This window comes from Robbsia andropogonis (assembly GCF_034047095.1).
In the GTDB taxonomy this organism is placed as follows: Bacteria; Pseudomonadota; Gammaproteobacteria; order Burkholderiales; family Burkholderiaceae; genus Robbsia; species Robbsia andropogonis.
The window spans coordinates 1,315,978-1,328,015 of the sequence record NZ_CP139170.1; the positions used below are offsets into that span (position 1 = coordinate 1,315,978).

The window sequence follows — 12,038 nt, forward strand, 5'->3', positions numbered from 1 at the left end:
TTCCATATCACGGCGCGTGTTTCAGCGCATTGTCCAACGCGTTTAATTGATTCAGCATCCACTGCACATAGCTGACGCCGGGCGGTTCGGTCTCCGTGACCGGCACCACCGGTACGCCGGCCTGCTTCGCCACCTGCAACAGGCGACGGCTCATCTGGTCGGACGTCTGCGCATTGTAGAGCAACACCTTGGTCTGCTTCGATTTCAACCCTTGTTCGAAACGCGCCACATCGCTGGCGGCCGGCTCTGTTTCGTTCATCACCGCAAGTTGGAAATGCTGATCCTGCATGTCGAGACCCACGGCTTGCGCCATATAGCCGAAGACCGGCTCGGTCGCGCTGACCTTGATGCCTGCGTACTTGGCCCGCATTGCCGCAACCTTCGTGGCGATGGCTTGCTGGGCATCGAGCGTCTGTTGCAGGCGTTGCGCGTACTCCGCCGCATGCGTGGCGTCATGCGCTTGCAGGTAGGCGGTGATTGCCTTCGCGACGGCGGGCATCGTGGCGGGGTCGTACCAAAGGTGTGGATTATCGCCTGCTTGCTTGCCCAGCAGATCGGCCGCGACGATCGACTGGCGCGCGGCGCGCGGTGACGCTGACAGGAGCTTCTGCATCCATGGATCGTAGTCGATGCCGTTGTAGACGACGAGATCGGCCGACGACAAGGCGCGGGCCACCGCCGGGCTCGCCTCGAAGCTGTGCGGGTCCTGATTCGGATTCGACAGAATACTATCCACCCGAACATGGGTGCCGCCGAGCGACCGTACCAGGTTGCCGTAAAAGTTCTCCGCCGCCACGACTCGCAGCGGCGCGGCCGGCGTGTGGGTGCCGGCGTCCGTCGACGCCGTAAGCGGCGCGGCCGGTGCGGCAACGGCACTGCGCGACGGCAGTGCGGCGCATACGGTCATGCCCAACAAGGTGCAAAGGATGGCGGAACGCTGCGCGCGCGTTTTGGCACGCGAACAGACGGAAGAAGTGGAGTTCGGCAACGTCATGGTTGTGGAGCGGAGGCGGGGTCGACGGGCATCGCGTCAGGGCGACGGGGATAGTAAGTGTAATAATATATCATAACTGCCTTGCGGTCTTATCCGTGCTTCGCCCTGTCTGAGAGTTCGGCGCAAAATGGGCGCCGCGCGGCGTTGTTGCGTAGACTTTGCCTGTGCGATATGCCACCGATCGGTGCGATCCAACGATAAGGCGAGGGGGAGCGGTGCGAAAGACGATGTCGGCGGGCGTATTGTTGCTCAACGAGCGCTCTGAAATCCTGTTATGTCACGCGACCGAAACCAACCATTGGGACATTCCGAAGGGGATGGCCGATCCGGGGGAAACGCCTCAGGAGGGCGCCTTGCGCGAGCTGCGCGAGGAGACGGGAATTGTATTGGATGGGGGCGGACTGACCGATCTTGGCGTGTTCGCCTATCGCAGCGATAAATCGCTTCATCTCTTTGCGCAACGCGTCGACACCCGCCTTATCGACGTCGCCGCGTGCGTGTGCACTTCGTTGTTTCCCAGTCGGCGGAACGGCGCGATGATTCCCGAAATGGACGCGTTCGCGTGGATCGCCTTGGGGGACGTGCCCCGCTATACGGGGCGCAATATGTCCCGGGTGCTACGCGAGGACGTGCAGTTGACCGCACTTTATGCGCGGCTGGCGTCACGCTGATGGTCGCTCAGGTGCGCCGACGGACCACGCCATAGATGACCAGCAACACGATGGCGCCAACGATGGAGGCAATCCATCCCGCACCCTGTCCCGGTGCGTACCAATGCAAGGCGCGGCCGACATATCCCGCCAGCAGCGACCCGGCGACGCCGAGAATGATCGTCCAGAAAATGCCCATCTTGTCGTCACCTGGCTTCAATGCACGGGCGAGCAGACCGACAACCAGGCCGATGATCACGGTACCAATGAATGAAAACATGACGTCGCGGCTCCTTCTTATTTAGGGTTCTCTCTATCTTGCCATAAGCGTTGGCGCCCGGCGCGGTGTCTTCGCGCCAAGATGCTATTGCATCGCATCGTGCAAGCATGCCGGTCCCCATCCACCGGGTGCGAGTAGTAGGGCAAAATCCCATACGACTTACGAACTTTCGTACTCATCCTGCGTCGTTGATCTGCCTACAATAGGAGGATGTCAAGTTGATAAGGATAACGAATGAGTAAGGCATTGCAAATGATTGTTCAAGGGTCCGCCGCGCCGTTTGACGGAATCAGGAAAAACCGCTTGCCCATTCGTCATCTGCTCGCCTGATCGACTGGTGCATGTCATGTGTGCACCACCCCGCGCGTTCGCGCGTGTATCACCTGTATCGAGGAGGCGAACCACATGCCGACGGTAACGATTTTATTTGGCGGCCGTTCCGTGGAATGGCGAGCATCGTGCCAGGGATACGACCATCTTCGAGAGGCCCTGCGTTGTGCCGCGCCGACCGATATCGTCGTGAACACCGTCATCCTGATAGCGCCCGATGGCACGATCAGGATGGAAAACCCCACCTCGCATGACACGCTGCCTGTCGCCGCGCACTTGCTGAGGATGGGCCGCACTGTCAGCGCTTCGGAGTGCATGAGCATGTTGATCGATGGCGGCAGCATCGTGTTTTCGTTGTTGCAGGCACAGGACGGCGAAGACGGCACCTTTCAAGGATTGGCGCGTTTTTTCGATTTCCCCGACAACCGGAGTTCCACGCTGACAGCGGCCTTGGCGTTCGATCTCTACGCGCAGGCGGCGGTCGTGCAGCAGGTGGCGGGCGACTTGCTGATGACGGTGCCAACGGTGCTCGCCAATATCGGGGATCCTGATGCCGCCTATCAAGCGGCACGGGAACGGTTCGGCGCGACACCGGTGCTGCTGCGTCCGAACGCGGCCGGCGCGGGTTTCCAGGTTCGGGGGCTGCCATTCGTGACCGCGGACGAGACCGCCCGTTTTGCGGCGGAGATCTCGCCCTATGACGATCACTTTCTGGTGCAGCAATGTGTCGGTGGCATACCGCTTTCTGTGGGCATCGTGTTTCGTGATGGCAGATGGACCATGCTGCCGATCTGTGCCGGTGCCGACGTCAGGCACAACGATGGCGTGCGGCTGGCCGCCGACGGCGCGCATGGTGCCATGGCCCGGCGCGTGTTGACGGGGCCGCGGCAGGGTGGCGTGTCGGAGGACGTGTCCGGCAATGCTGGTGGCAAGGACAGTCGAGGGGCGCCGGCATCGGTTCATGGCCGGGAGCCCATTGTCTTGCGGCAGGAGTACGTGACTGAGCCTCGGGATAGCGGGGCCGTTGCACCCGCCGCCACCGCCGTCCCGTTGTCGGCGGCGGTCATGCAACGGGTGGATGCCGCGGCGCGCCGGCTGGCGAGGACGTTTCGTGACGAGAGCTATTACCAGATCGACATGATTGCCACGGGGTGGGACGAGGTCTATTTCTCGGCGATCGCGACGCGCCCTTCTTTGCGTCGTGATGGCCCGTTCGCCTGGATGTTATCGGCAGCGGGGTTGACGCCCGTTGACCTGATCCGCATTGAACATGCGAACTATGCCGCGTCGCGCGCGTTTCGGCACAAACGTTTTGCGCGGATCGCGGAGTGGGTCGCGGTGCATGGGTGACGCCATCACATCATCCATCGCGCGACGGCGTCAACCTCGATGCCAGGCTTAACAGCGCCGCGGACACGAGAATCGATACCAGTCCCATGGCCATGCCGTCACCGATCGATCCTTGTTCGAACTGTCGCCAGACAAAGATCGATACGGTCTGCAGTCCGCTGGGCGCCAGCAGCAATGATGTCACCAGCTCGCGCGACGCGATGGCGAAGACGATCATCGATGCCGCCACCAAGGACGGCGCGACCAACGGCAGCGTGATGCGCCATGCGGCGTGTGCGGCCGTTGCGCCATGCACGCGTGCGGCGGCTTCCAGCGATGCTCCTGATTGCCGGAGTGCCGTTCCCGCGTACCGTACCGGATAGGGCAGCATCAGGCAGCTATAAGACAGCAGCAGGATGAACCAGGTGCCGTACGGGGTGGCCGGCCAGAACCGTTGATTCCACGCCAGGATCAATCCGACCGCCACTACCACGCCGGGTAATGCATGCGGCAACAAGCTCAAGGCATCCAGTGTCGCGCGACCGCGCAATGTCGAACGTACGGCATACCAAGCGCAGGCCAGTCCCAATACCGCGGTCACCACCGAGGTTGCGGCAGCGAGGCCGGCGCTGGTGAGGATCGCCGATAAGCCGTCTTCCCCTTGTGAAAACAGGATGGCAAAATGGGCCAGCGTCAGATTGGACAACTGCAACCCACCGGACAGCGTACGCGATACCGCGGTGGCCAGGATCGCGCCGAGCGGCGCCGCGGTGGCGCATGCCGCGCATGACGCGAAGAGGATCGTCACCGGCCAACGCCATGCCCCGAGCGTGCGCACGGCAACGCTCACGGGCTTGCCGTTCTCGACGGAAACGTCTCGCCTGGACAGCGTTCGTTGCTGAAGCGTGAATGCGCCGATGGCCAATCCCGCCAACAGCAGCGACAGCACCGAGGCACCGGGTAGATCGATCGGCCAGTCGGAAAAGCGCGATTCGATCGCCGTCACCAACACACCGACACCGGCACGTGCTCCCAGGGCCGCGGGTGCGCCGAACTCTTCCACGGACATCGTGAAGGCCAGTAGTGCGCTGGCGGCGATTGCCGGCAGCGCCAACGGCAGCGTGACATGCCGGAATGCCCGCGAAGGCGATGCGCCGTGGACCCGCGCGACATCGGCGAGACGACCGCCGATCTGCGCGAAGGCACGCGAAACGGCGAAATAGACAACCGGGAAGGTGGTCATCGTCATCACGAATACCATGCCGGTGAACGAAAACAGGGCGTCACCCGGATGCAGCCCGGTCAGTTGCTGCAGATAGCCCGCTGGCTGCAGCAACAGCATCCAACTGAGCGCGGCAAGATAGGGTGGTATCAGAAATGGCATCAGGAACAGCACGTCCCAGACACGTGCGAATGGCAATGCGAAAAGACCGCGGACGGCGCCCAATACCGTACCGAGCACCGTGGCGGCAACGGCGACTGTGACGCCAAGGCGTATCGTCGTGCCGAGCAGGACCCAGGTTTGCAGCGCGCCGAGAGTGGACGGCAACGCGCCGAACGGATGCGTGAGCCGACCGTCGGCGAGCGACGGAAAGATCGCCTGTAGCACGATGAACGCCATCGGCAACGCCACAATGACCAGCAAGACCAGCCATAACAATGCAGGTGCGGCGCCTACCATTCTCGCGGCGATACGTTGCCATGCACGGGGGGTACCGCGCGCTGCATCATGGATATCATTTTCGTCACCGGCGCTGCCACGCGCCTGCGTATGCTCGATGCGGCTCACGGCTGGCCGAACAAGGTCTTGAAGCGTGCGAGCACATCAATGCGGTTGTCATGGCCCGCGTTGCCGTCTTGCGGTAGCAGACGCAGGTCGTTGAACGATGCGCGCTTCAGCAGGATGTCGGTACGGGCCGGGATCAGCCAGGCATCGCCTACCGCCTGCTGACCTTCTTTCGATAACACGTAGTCGATAAAGGCGCGTGCTTCGGACTGATGCGTGGACGATTTCAGGACCATCATCGGACGGGGCGCGATCACGGTGCCACTGGATGGGAAGATCACCTTGACCGATTCTCCCTGTGCCGCGGCCGCGTAAGCGACGTAGTCGACCGCACCGAACACGGCTGCCTTTGCGCCTTGCAACACGGGGTTCAGCGCCTGCGCATTCGGTCCGGATACCTGCATGCCATTCTGTTTCAGCGCCGTGAACAATTGCCAGGCGTTGTCGCCAAGGCGGCGTTGCAAGCCGAGCAGCAAATCAGCCGATGCGCCCGATAGGGCCGGGTCCGGCATGGTGACCTTGTCATGGAAGGCAGGTTGCGTCAGGTCACGCCAGTCCTTGGGTTCCGGTGTCCCGCTCCGGCTGTTCCAGACGATGCCGAGCGCGGAGATGCCTTGCGCAACGTACGTTGCGGTCTTGAACGGCGCCGGGACCGCGTCGGCTTCATGGCTGCCTGGCGTTTGCCACGGGGCGAGCCAACCACGGGCGTCGAGATCATGGGCGGCGTCCCACGACGCGGAAATCAGCACATCAGCGCGCGGATTGGCCTGCTCGGCTTCCAGCCGTGCCATGACCTTGCCGGTGGTGGCCTGGAACAGATCCACCTTGATCCCAGTCTTCTTTTCAAAGCCGACGGCCAGCTTGCGGCTTAATGTGCCGGGGCCGGCGGTGTAGACCGTAATGGCATGTGTATCGGCATGTGCCGGCGCGGCGGAGGAAGCAAGCAGCATTGTCACAATAGGAAAGAGTGCGTGGCTGGTGAACAGTGTAACCAGCGCGGAACGGATCGTCATGATGGCAAGCTTAAAGGGGGGGCGTGTTCGACGTCACCCGGTGTTTCCACGGGAGAATCGGGACGCACCATATTGATGGAGTCGATACGGCCATGTGCGAGGGTGGCAATACGATCAGCCAGCGCATGCGCTTCTTGCGGATCGTGGGTAACGTAGACCGCCGTGGTGCCAAGTTGCCGCAACATCGTGCCGATGTCTTCGCACAGGCGGGCGCGCAGATCGCGATCGAGATTCGATAGCGGTTCGTCGAACAGCAGCACGTCCGGTGCGGCGACGATCGCGCGGGCCAGGGCGACGCGTTGTTGTTGACCGCCAGACAGCGCCTGCGGGCGACGATCGGCAAGGTGCGCGAGGCCGACCATCGCCAATGCTTCATTGACCCGTTCCCGGCGCGCGGCACGAGCGATGCCACGCATCTCCAATGGAAAAGATACATTGCCTGCCACGGTCATATGTGGCCACAGCGCATAATCCTGGAACACCATGCCAAGGGAACGGTCCTCGGGGGCCATCCATGCGTCGCGTGGAACATCGCGCCGTGCCACGGGGGCATCTCCGGCGCGCGTGATAACCATGCCGCCACCGACACGCGTTGCGCCTGTCGCGACGAGACGATCGCCAAAACGGATCGCCCCGCAGGTCGGCCGCAACAGTCCGGCCAACAGTTTGAGCAATGTGCTCTTGCCGCAGCCGGATGGACCCAGCAGCGCCATCGTCGTGCCGGCGGGAACACATAACGTCAGGTCGTCCAGTACCCACGCGCTATCGCTTTCGCGGGTGGATGCCGGTATGAACGCATGACTGAGCTGGTCGATGTGAATCGCCACACTGGCGCCGCGAGGACGTGCGGTGGAGACGGACGGTGAATCGCCGGCCGCCATGTCAGAAGCGATGCCGGATGCCGACCATCGTCCCGAACTGGTTGCTGCCCGCGACGACATCGGTCCCGAAGCCGTTCAGGCCGAGATTCGAGCCGTGCCGGTTCAGCACATAGCCGACGTTGATATAGACGTCGGTCCGCTTCGAGAAGAAGTAGTCGCTGCTGACCTGGAACGACCACGGATCGCGATTCGTATCCTTGAAATCCTGATACATCGCGGTCGCTGCCAGTTCCAAGGCCGGGTTCAGCCTGTAGGTGGCACCTAGCCAGTAGAAATTCGAGATTTCCGACTGGGTGGTGGTCAGCGTTGTAAGGTGCGTTGCTCGGCCATCGCGGTAACGCCAGCCGCCTGACACTTCAACGGAAGCGAACGTGTATTTGGCGGCCAAGGCGACCGCGCGATTCAGGTTGCCCTCGTAGCCACCGACCTTCGCCGTGGTGGCGGCGTTGAGCGCGGTCGATCCGCCGTTCTTCTGGTCATAGGCCAGCACCGCGTTGAAAGGGCCGCCGCGGTATTCGATACCCGCTTCGAGCACCTGCGCCCGGCGATTGTCGCCCGGCGTGGCGCTGCCGAAGCTTACGTCGTCATACCCTTTCGAATACTGCGCCAACACATGGAATGCGCCAAATGCGTTCTCATAGCGCACGGTGTTGTCGAGGCGGTCCGAGAAGATTGGGTCCTGCATCTTGACCGCATAGACGGCGTTGCCGAGCGGGTTGTACTTGCTGACCCAGTCCAGGAAAATGCCGCCCTGGCGACCCAATGTGAAGCGGCCGTAGGTCTTGTTCGACAGGCCCACGTAAGCGAGGCGACCGAATTCACGGCTGCCTTGCAGTGTCTTGCCGCTTGTGGCATCGAAGCCGTTTTCGAGCAGGAACAGCGCCTGGGTACCGCCGCCCAGGTCTTCGGTGCCTTTGATGCCCCAGCGGGAGCCGGACATATTGCCGGACGTGGCGCGTACGACGTTTTGCTTACTGCCGGTGGTGGTGCTTGCCGCGGACGTCAGGAACTCGGCGCCCGAGTCGATGATGCCGTACAGCGTCACATTGGATGCGGCACGGGCTTGGGGAACGGCAAGACACGCTAGGGAAACGAGGGTGGCGAGCGTCGTGCGCATGGCACGGATGGAAGCCTTGGCGGTAAGGCAGGTCGCGACGGGTGCGTCGCAAACAGCGAAGGTCGCTGCGTCGGGCGTGCAGATGCCCTCCGCGTGCGTGCGGATCGTTTTCATTTCAGCTCAGGTCCTCTATGGGATTCGATTGAGCTTGCAATGTAATAAATCGAGATGACTGGCGCGTGACAGAGCGGGAGACGCATGCCCATGGCCCCTGACTATGGTGTTAAGGCCTGCGCGGCCCTGCCATTCGGTCAGGTTTTCCCGGAAATTGCATCTGCTGCCTTGAAATTGCCATAGCTCACCCCTATACTTAGCACTCGTTGGCGGAGAGTGCTAACAGTTCTCTTGGAGTTCGCCGGGAAAGGCCTGAGAAGGCCGTCCAGCGGGGTTCCGGGGCTATTAACACGGTGACGGGCTGCGTTAAGTGCAGTGATTGTCCCGCCACGGCTGCCTGTTTCAGGTGGCGCGGAGTCAACCGGGTGACGACGCGGATGCGTCGCACCACGCGCGATTTACCTCGTGGTCATGTCCTGTTTTGAATTGAAAGGAGTGTGTATGAACCTGCGTCCCTTGCACGATCGCGTCATCGTCAAGCGTCTCGACCAAGAAACCAAGACGGCTTCGGGTATCGTTTTGCCGGATTCGGCTGCGGAAAAGCCGGACCAAGGTGAAATCCTGGCTGTCGGCCCGGGCAAACGTGATGATAAGGGCGTACAGAATGCGCTCGACGTCAAGGTTGGTGATCGCGTGCTGTTCGGTAAGTACGCTGGCCAGACCGTCAAGGTCGATGGTCAAGAGCTGCTGGTGATGCGTGAAGAAGACATCATGGCAGTCGTGAACAAGTAAAGGCGCGTTCCGCGCTGTTCTTCACGTCCGGTCCGCCTTCGAGCGGCGATGGACGTGGGCGGTGCGACGCACCGGCATGGTTGCGCGAGAGGCGTCCGACGCCTCGAAAAGGGGTGATGAGCCCGCGCCGCGTCGTGCCGGCATCCTGTTGTTCGACAAATGCACAAAGTATTCTAGGAGTTTCAGAACATGGCAGCTAAAGAAGTCGCTTTTGGTGATTCGCCGCGCGCGAAGATGGTCGAAGGGATCAACATCCTGGCCAATGCAGTAAAGGTCACGCTGGGCCCGAAGGGCCGTTTCGTGGTGCTGGAGCGCAGCTTCGGCGGCCCGACGGTTACCAAGGACGGTGTTTCGGTCGCCAAGGAAATCGAGCTGAAGGATCGCTTCCAGAACCTGGGCGCGCAAATGGTCAAGGAAGTGGCTTCCAAGACCAGCGACAACGCAGGTGACGGTACGACGACGGCAACGGTGCTGGCACAAGCCATCGTGCGCGAAGGCCAGAAGGCTGTGGTGGCTGGCTTGAACCCGATGGACCTGAAGCGCGGTATCGACCTGGCCGTTGTGGCGGCCGTCGCCGAGCTGAAGAAGCTGAGCAAGCCGTGCACGACCAGCAAGGAAATCGAGCAAGTGGGTTCGATCTCGGCCAACAGTGATGAATCGGTTGGCAAGAAGATCGCCGCGGCGATGGACAAGGTTGGCAAGGAAGGCGTGATCACCGTCGAAGACGGCAAGTCGCTGGAAGATGAACTCGAAGTCGTCGAAGGGATGCAGTTCGACCGCGGCTACCTGTCGCCGTACTTCGTGACGAACCCGGAAAAGCAAGTTGCCGTTCTGGAAAATCCGTACGTGCTGCTGTTCGACAAGAAGATCTCGAACATCCGTGACCTGCTGCCGGTGCTGGAGCAAGTGGCGAAGTCGAGCCGTCCGCTGCTGATCATCGCGGAAGACGTCGAAGGCGAAGCCCTGGCAACGCTGGTGGTCAACAGCATCCGCGGCATCCTGAAGACCGTGGCCGTCAAGGCGCCGGGCTTTGGCGATCGCCGCAAGGCCATGCTGGAAGACATCGCGATCCTGACCGGTGGTCAAGTGATCGCGGAAGAAACCGGCCTGACGCTGGAAAAGACCACGCTGGAACACCTCGGCCATGCCGTACGTGTCGAAATCGGCAAGGAAAACACGACGATCATCGACGGCGCAGGCCAATCGGTGAACATCGAAGCACGCGTCAAGCAAATCCGCGCGCAGATCGAGGAAGCCACGTCGGATTACGACCGTGAAAAGCTGCAAGAACGCGTTGCCAAGCTGGCAGGCGGTGTTGCGCTGATCCGTGTTGGCGCGGCGACCGAAGTCGAAATGAAGGAAAAGAAGGCCCGCGTGGAAGATGCACTGCACGCAACGCGCGCTGCCGTTGAAGAAGGCATCGTGCCCGGCGGCGGTACCGCACTGATTCGCGCACTGGTGGCAGTGTCGGCAGTGAAGGGTGCAAATGCCGACCAGGACGCAGGCATCAAGATCGTGCTGCGCGCGATGGAAGAGCCGCTGCGTCAGATCGTCTCGAACGGTGGCGAGGAAGCCAGCGTGGTTGTGGCTGCGGTGAAGGCGGAAAGCGGTAACGTTGGCTACAACGCGGCAACCAGCAAGTACGAAGACTTGGTCGAGGCAGGTGTCGTGGACCCGACGAAGGTGACCCGTAGCGCGTTGCAAAACGCGGCGTCGGTGGCTGGCCTGGTGCTGATGACGGATTGCGCTGTCGTTGACCTGCCGAAGGATGACGCGCCGGCGGCTGGCGGTATGCCGGGCGGCATGGGTGGCATGGGTGGCATGGGCATGGACATGTAAGTCCTGCTCGCGGGAAGGGTTGATGCAGCGGCGTGGGTGGTATGATCCGGCCGCGCGGTCTGCATCAGGGGCGAGCGTCCCGCCTTTGAGGCACCGTCCCGCTGCAATGCAGTGCGGTCCATGGCGGCAACGCCATGAAAAAACGCGAATGACTTCTTGGAGTCATTCGCGTTTTTGCTTTCTGGTTGGCCATGCATGTGCATGCACATGCATGGCGCTTGGCTATCACGCCATCAATGCCGTGAACCCTGCATCGACCATGCGTCGATTGGCGCGACACGGCGTTCGGAGATGATGATCTCGCCGCTGCCCGCATGCGCTTGCGCATCAGCGTCGGTCGTTGTGTCGTCAGTGCCGTCACCGTCGCCTTGTACCACGGCGGCGGCGAGGTCGGCATTACCTCCAGCCTCGTCGCTTTCCCCTGGACGCGCGCGCAGTCCCGGTGCGCCGGCACCCAGACTCCAAAAATACCGATGAGGCATCCATGCCCCCATGCCAGGGCGGAAGCCGTGACGCATGGCCTGAGCAAGGTAGCGTTGCGCCTCCGCAATCGCATCCTGCGCCGTGTAGCCGCTCGCCAGCAGCGCGGCGATCGCGGCGGCCAGCGTATCGCTGAATCCAACGCCGCTGCCGGGATGCGGCGGAGAGAACGCATCCCGGCCTTCACGCGTCGTCTTACTCTGCCATGGACCCGCGACGGGGCCGGCGCCGGCAAAGCGACGATAGCCGATGCGGCCGCGTTCGCTGAAGATCGTGTGTGCGTATTCGCTACCCTGCGCCGCGGAGAGCACCAGGAATTCCGCGCCGGCGTCGATGATTCGGCCAATCGCCTGCGCGGTGGCGGCATCGTCACCGGTCGGGTCATCGAGGCCGGCGCCCGCCGGGGTCGGCAGGATGGACGGCCATTCGCTGGCTAACTGGCCGAAACCGTGCGCCCGTTGCACGATGGTTTGTTCGCCGAGATGCATTTCCA

General features: G+C 62.2%; 11 protein-coding genes. 4 read left to right on the top strand and 7 right to left on the bottom strand.

Annotated features, from left to right (window positions below; translation table 11 throughout):
* Nucleotides 1-7: 7 nt before the first annotated feature.
* Nucleotides 8-907: a metal ABC transporter solute-binding protein, Zn/Mn family gene (locus SJQ66_RS19320; protein ID WP_390173996.1), complete on the bottom strand. Its 900-nt coding sequence runs from the start codon at nucleotides 905-907 to the stop codon at nucleotides 8-10.
* Between the two features lie 314 nt (nucleotides 908-1,221).
* Here SJQ66_RS19320 and SJQ66_RS19325 point away from each other — a divergent pair, with 314 nt between their 5' ends.
* Nucleotides 1,222-1,665, top strand: coding sequence for an NUDIX hydrolase (locus SJQ66_RS19325; protein WP_051504320.1), 444 nt, complete (start codon nucleotides 1,222-1,224; stop codon nucleotides 1,663-1,665).
* A gap of 7 nt (nucleotides 1,666-1,672) precedes the next feature.
* Here the strand turns inward: SJQ66_RS19325 and SJQ66_RS19330 are convergent, their stop codons facing one another.
* Nucleotides 1,673-1,924, bottom strand: coding sequence for a GlsB/YeaQ/YmgE family stress response membrane protein (locus SJQ66_RS19330; protein WP_024902803.1), 252 nt, complete (start codon nucleotides 1,922-1,924; stop codon nucleotides 1,673-1,675).
* A gap of 405 nt (nucleotides 1,925-2,329) precedes the next feature.
* Here SJQ66_RS19330 and SJQ66_RS19335 point away from each other — a divergent pair, with 405 nt between their 5' ends.
* Nucleotides 2,330-3,604: a hypothetical protein gene (locus SJQ66_RS19335; protein ID WP_320535176.1), complete on the top strand. Its 1,275-nt coding sequence runs from the start codon at nucleotides 2,330-2,332 to the stop codon at nucleotides 3,602-3,604.
* 10 nt (nucleotides 3,605-3,614) lie between these two features.
* On the opposite strand, the gene SJQ66_RS19340 is transcribed toward SJQ66_RS19335, so the two are convergent.
* Genes SJQ66_RS19340 through SJQ66_RS19355 form a run of 4 tightly spaced genes read right to left on the bottom strand, consistent with a single transcriptional unit; the run spans nucleotide 3,615 to nucleotide 8,494 of the window.
* A complete protein-coding gene (locus SJQ66_RS19340) occupies nucleotides 3,615-5,372 on the bottom strand; it encodes an ABC transporter permease (protein WP_253462809.1) in 1,758 nt (585 codons plus the stop codon).
* Entirely contained in the window at nucleotides 5,369-6,382 is a 1,014-nt protein-coding gene (locus SJQ66_RS19345; RefSeq protein WP_024902806.1) for an ABC transporter substrate-binding protein, read from the bottom strand. Before SJQ66_RS19345 ends, SJQ66_RS19340 begins: the two co-directional genes overlap by 4 nt.
* Complete coding sequence (locus tag SJQ66_RS19350; RefSeq protein ID WP_253462811.1) at nucleotides 6,379-7,323, bottom strand: ABC transporter ATP-binding protein; 945 nt, start codon at nucleotides 7,321-7,323, stop codon at nucleotides 6,379-6,381. Before SJQ66_RS19350 ends, SJQ66_RS19345 begins: the two co-directional genes overlap by 4 nt.
* On the bottom strand, nucleotides 7,265-8,494 hold the full coding sequence (locus tag SJQ66_RS19355) for a porin (protein ID WP_253462813.1): 1,230 nt from the start codon (nucleotides 8,492-8,494) through the stop codon (nucleotides 7,265-7,267). The genes SJQ66_RS19350 and SJQ66_RS19355 overlap by 59 nt, the downstream gene beginning before the upstream one ends.
* Nucleotides 8,495-8,935: 441 nt before the next feature.
* Between SJQ66_RS19355 and groES the strand changes: the two genes are divergently transcribed.
* Both groES and groL read left to right on the top strand, forming a co-directional pair.
* Nucleotides 8,936-9,226, top strand: a complete 291-nt coding sequence (gene groES / locus SJQ66_RS19360; RefSeq protein WP_024902809.1) for a co-chaperone GroES — start codon at nucleotides 8,936-8,938, stop codon at nucleotides 9,224-9,226.
* 189 nt (nucleotides 9,227-9,415) lie between these two features.
* Nucleotides 9,416-11,065, top strand: coding sequence for a chaperonin GroEL (groL, locus tag SJQ66_RS19365; protein WP_024902810.1), 1,650 nt, complete (start codon nucleotides 9,416-9,418; stop codon nucleotides 11,063-11,065).
* 233 nt (nucleotides 11,066-11,298) lie between these two features.
* Here groL and SJQ66_RS19370 read toward each other — a convergent pair whose 3' ends face one another.
* The gene (locus tag SJQ66_RS19370) at nucleotides 11,299-12,033 is read right to left on the bottom strand and encodes a bifunctional hydroxymethylpyrimidine kinase/phosphomethylpyrimidine kinase (protein ID WP_320535351.1); all 735 of its coding nucleotides are present in this window, start codon (nucleotides 12,031-12,033) and stop codon (nucleotides 11,299-11,301) included.
* Nucleotides 12,034-12,038: the final 5 nt, after the last annotated feature.

Excerpts from the sequence above, each read along its gene's own strand:
- SJQ66_RS19320 (WP_390173996.1), bottom strand. The coding sequence starts at position 907 with ATGACCGTATGCGCCGCACTGCCGTCGCGCAGTGCCGTTGCCGCACCG.
- SJQ66_RS19325 (WP_051504320.1), top strand. The coding sequence starts at position 1,222 with ATGTCGGCGGGCGTATTGTTGCTCAACGAGCGCTCTGAAATCCTGTTA.
- SJQ66_RS19330 (WP_024902803.1), bottom strand. The coding sequence starts at position 1,924 with ATGTTTTCATTCATTGGTACCGTGATCATCGGCCTGGTTGTCGGTCTG.
- SJQ66_RS19335 (WP_320535176.1), top strand. The coding sequence starts at position 2,330 with ATGCCGACGGTAACGATTTTATTTGGCGGCCGTTCCGTGGAATGGCGA.
- SJQ66_RS19345 (WP_024902806.1), bottom strand. The coding sequence starts at position 6,382 with ATGACGATCCGTTCCGCGCTGGTTACACTGTTCACCAGCCACGCACTC.
- SJQ66_RS19350 (WP_253462811.1), bottom strand. The coding sequence starts at position 7,323 with ATGTCGTCGCGGGCAGCAACCAGTTCGGGACGATGGTCGGCATCCGGC.
- SJQ66_RS19355 (WP_253462813.1), bottom strand. The coding sequence starts at position 8,494 with ATGAAAACGATCCGCACGCACGCGGAGGGCATCTGCACGCCCGACGCA.
- groES (WP_024902809.1), top strand. The coding sequence starts at position 8,936 with ATGAACCTGCGTCCCTTGCACGATCGCGTCATCGTCAAGCGTCTCGAC.
- groL (WP_024902810.1), top strand. The coding sequence starts at position 9,416 with ATGGCAGCTAAAGAAGTCGCTTTTGGTGATTCGCCGCGCGCGAAGATG.
- SJQ66_RS19370 (WP_320535351.1), bottom strand. The coding sequence starts at position 12,033 with ATGCATCTCGGCGAACAAACCATCGTGCAACGGGCGCACGGTTTCGGC.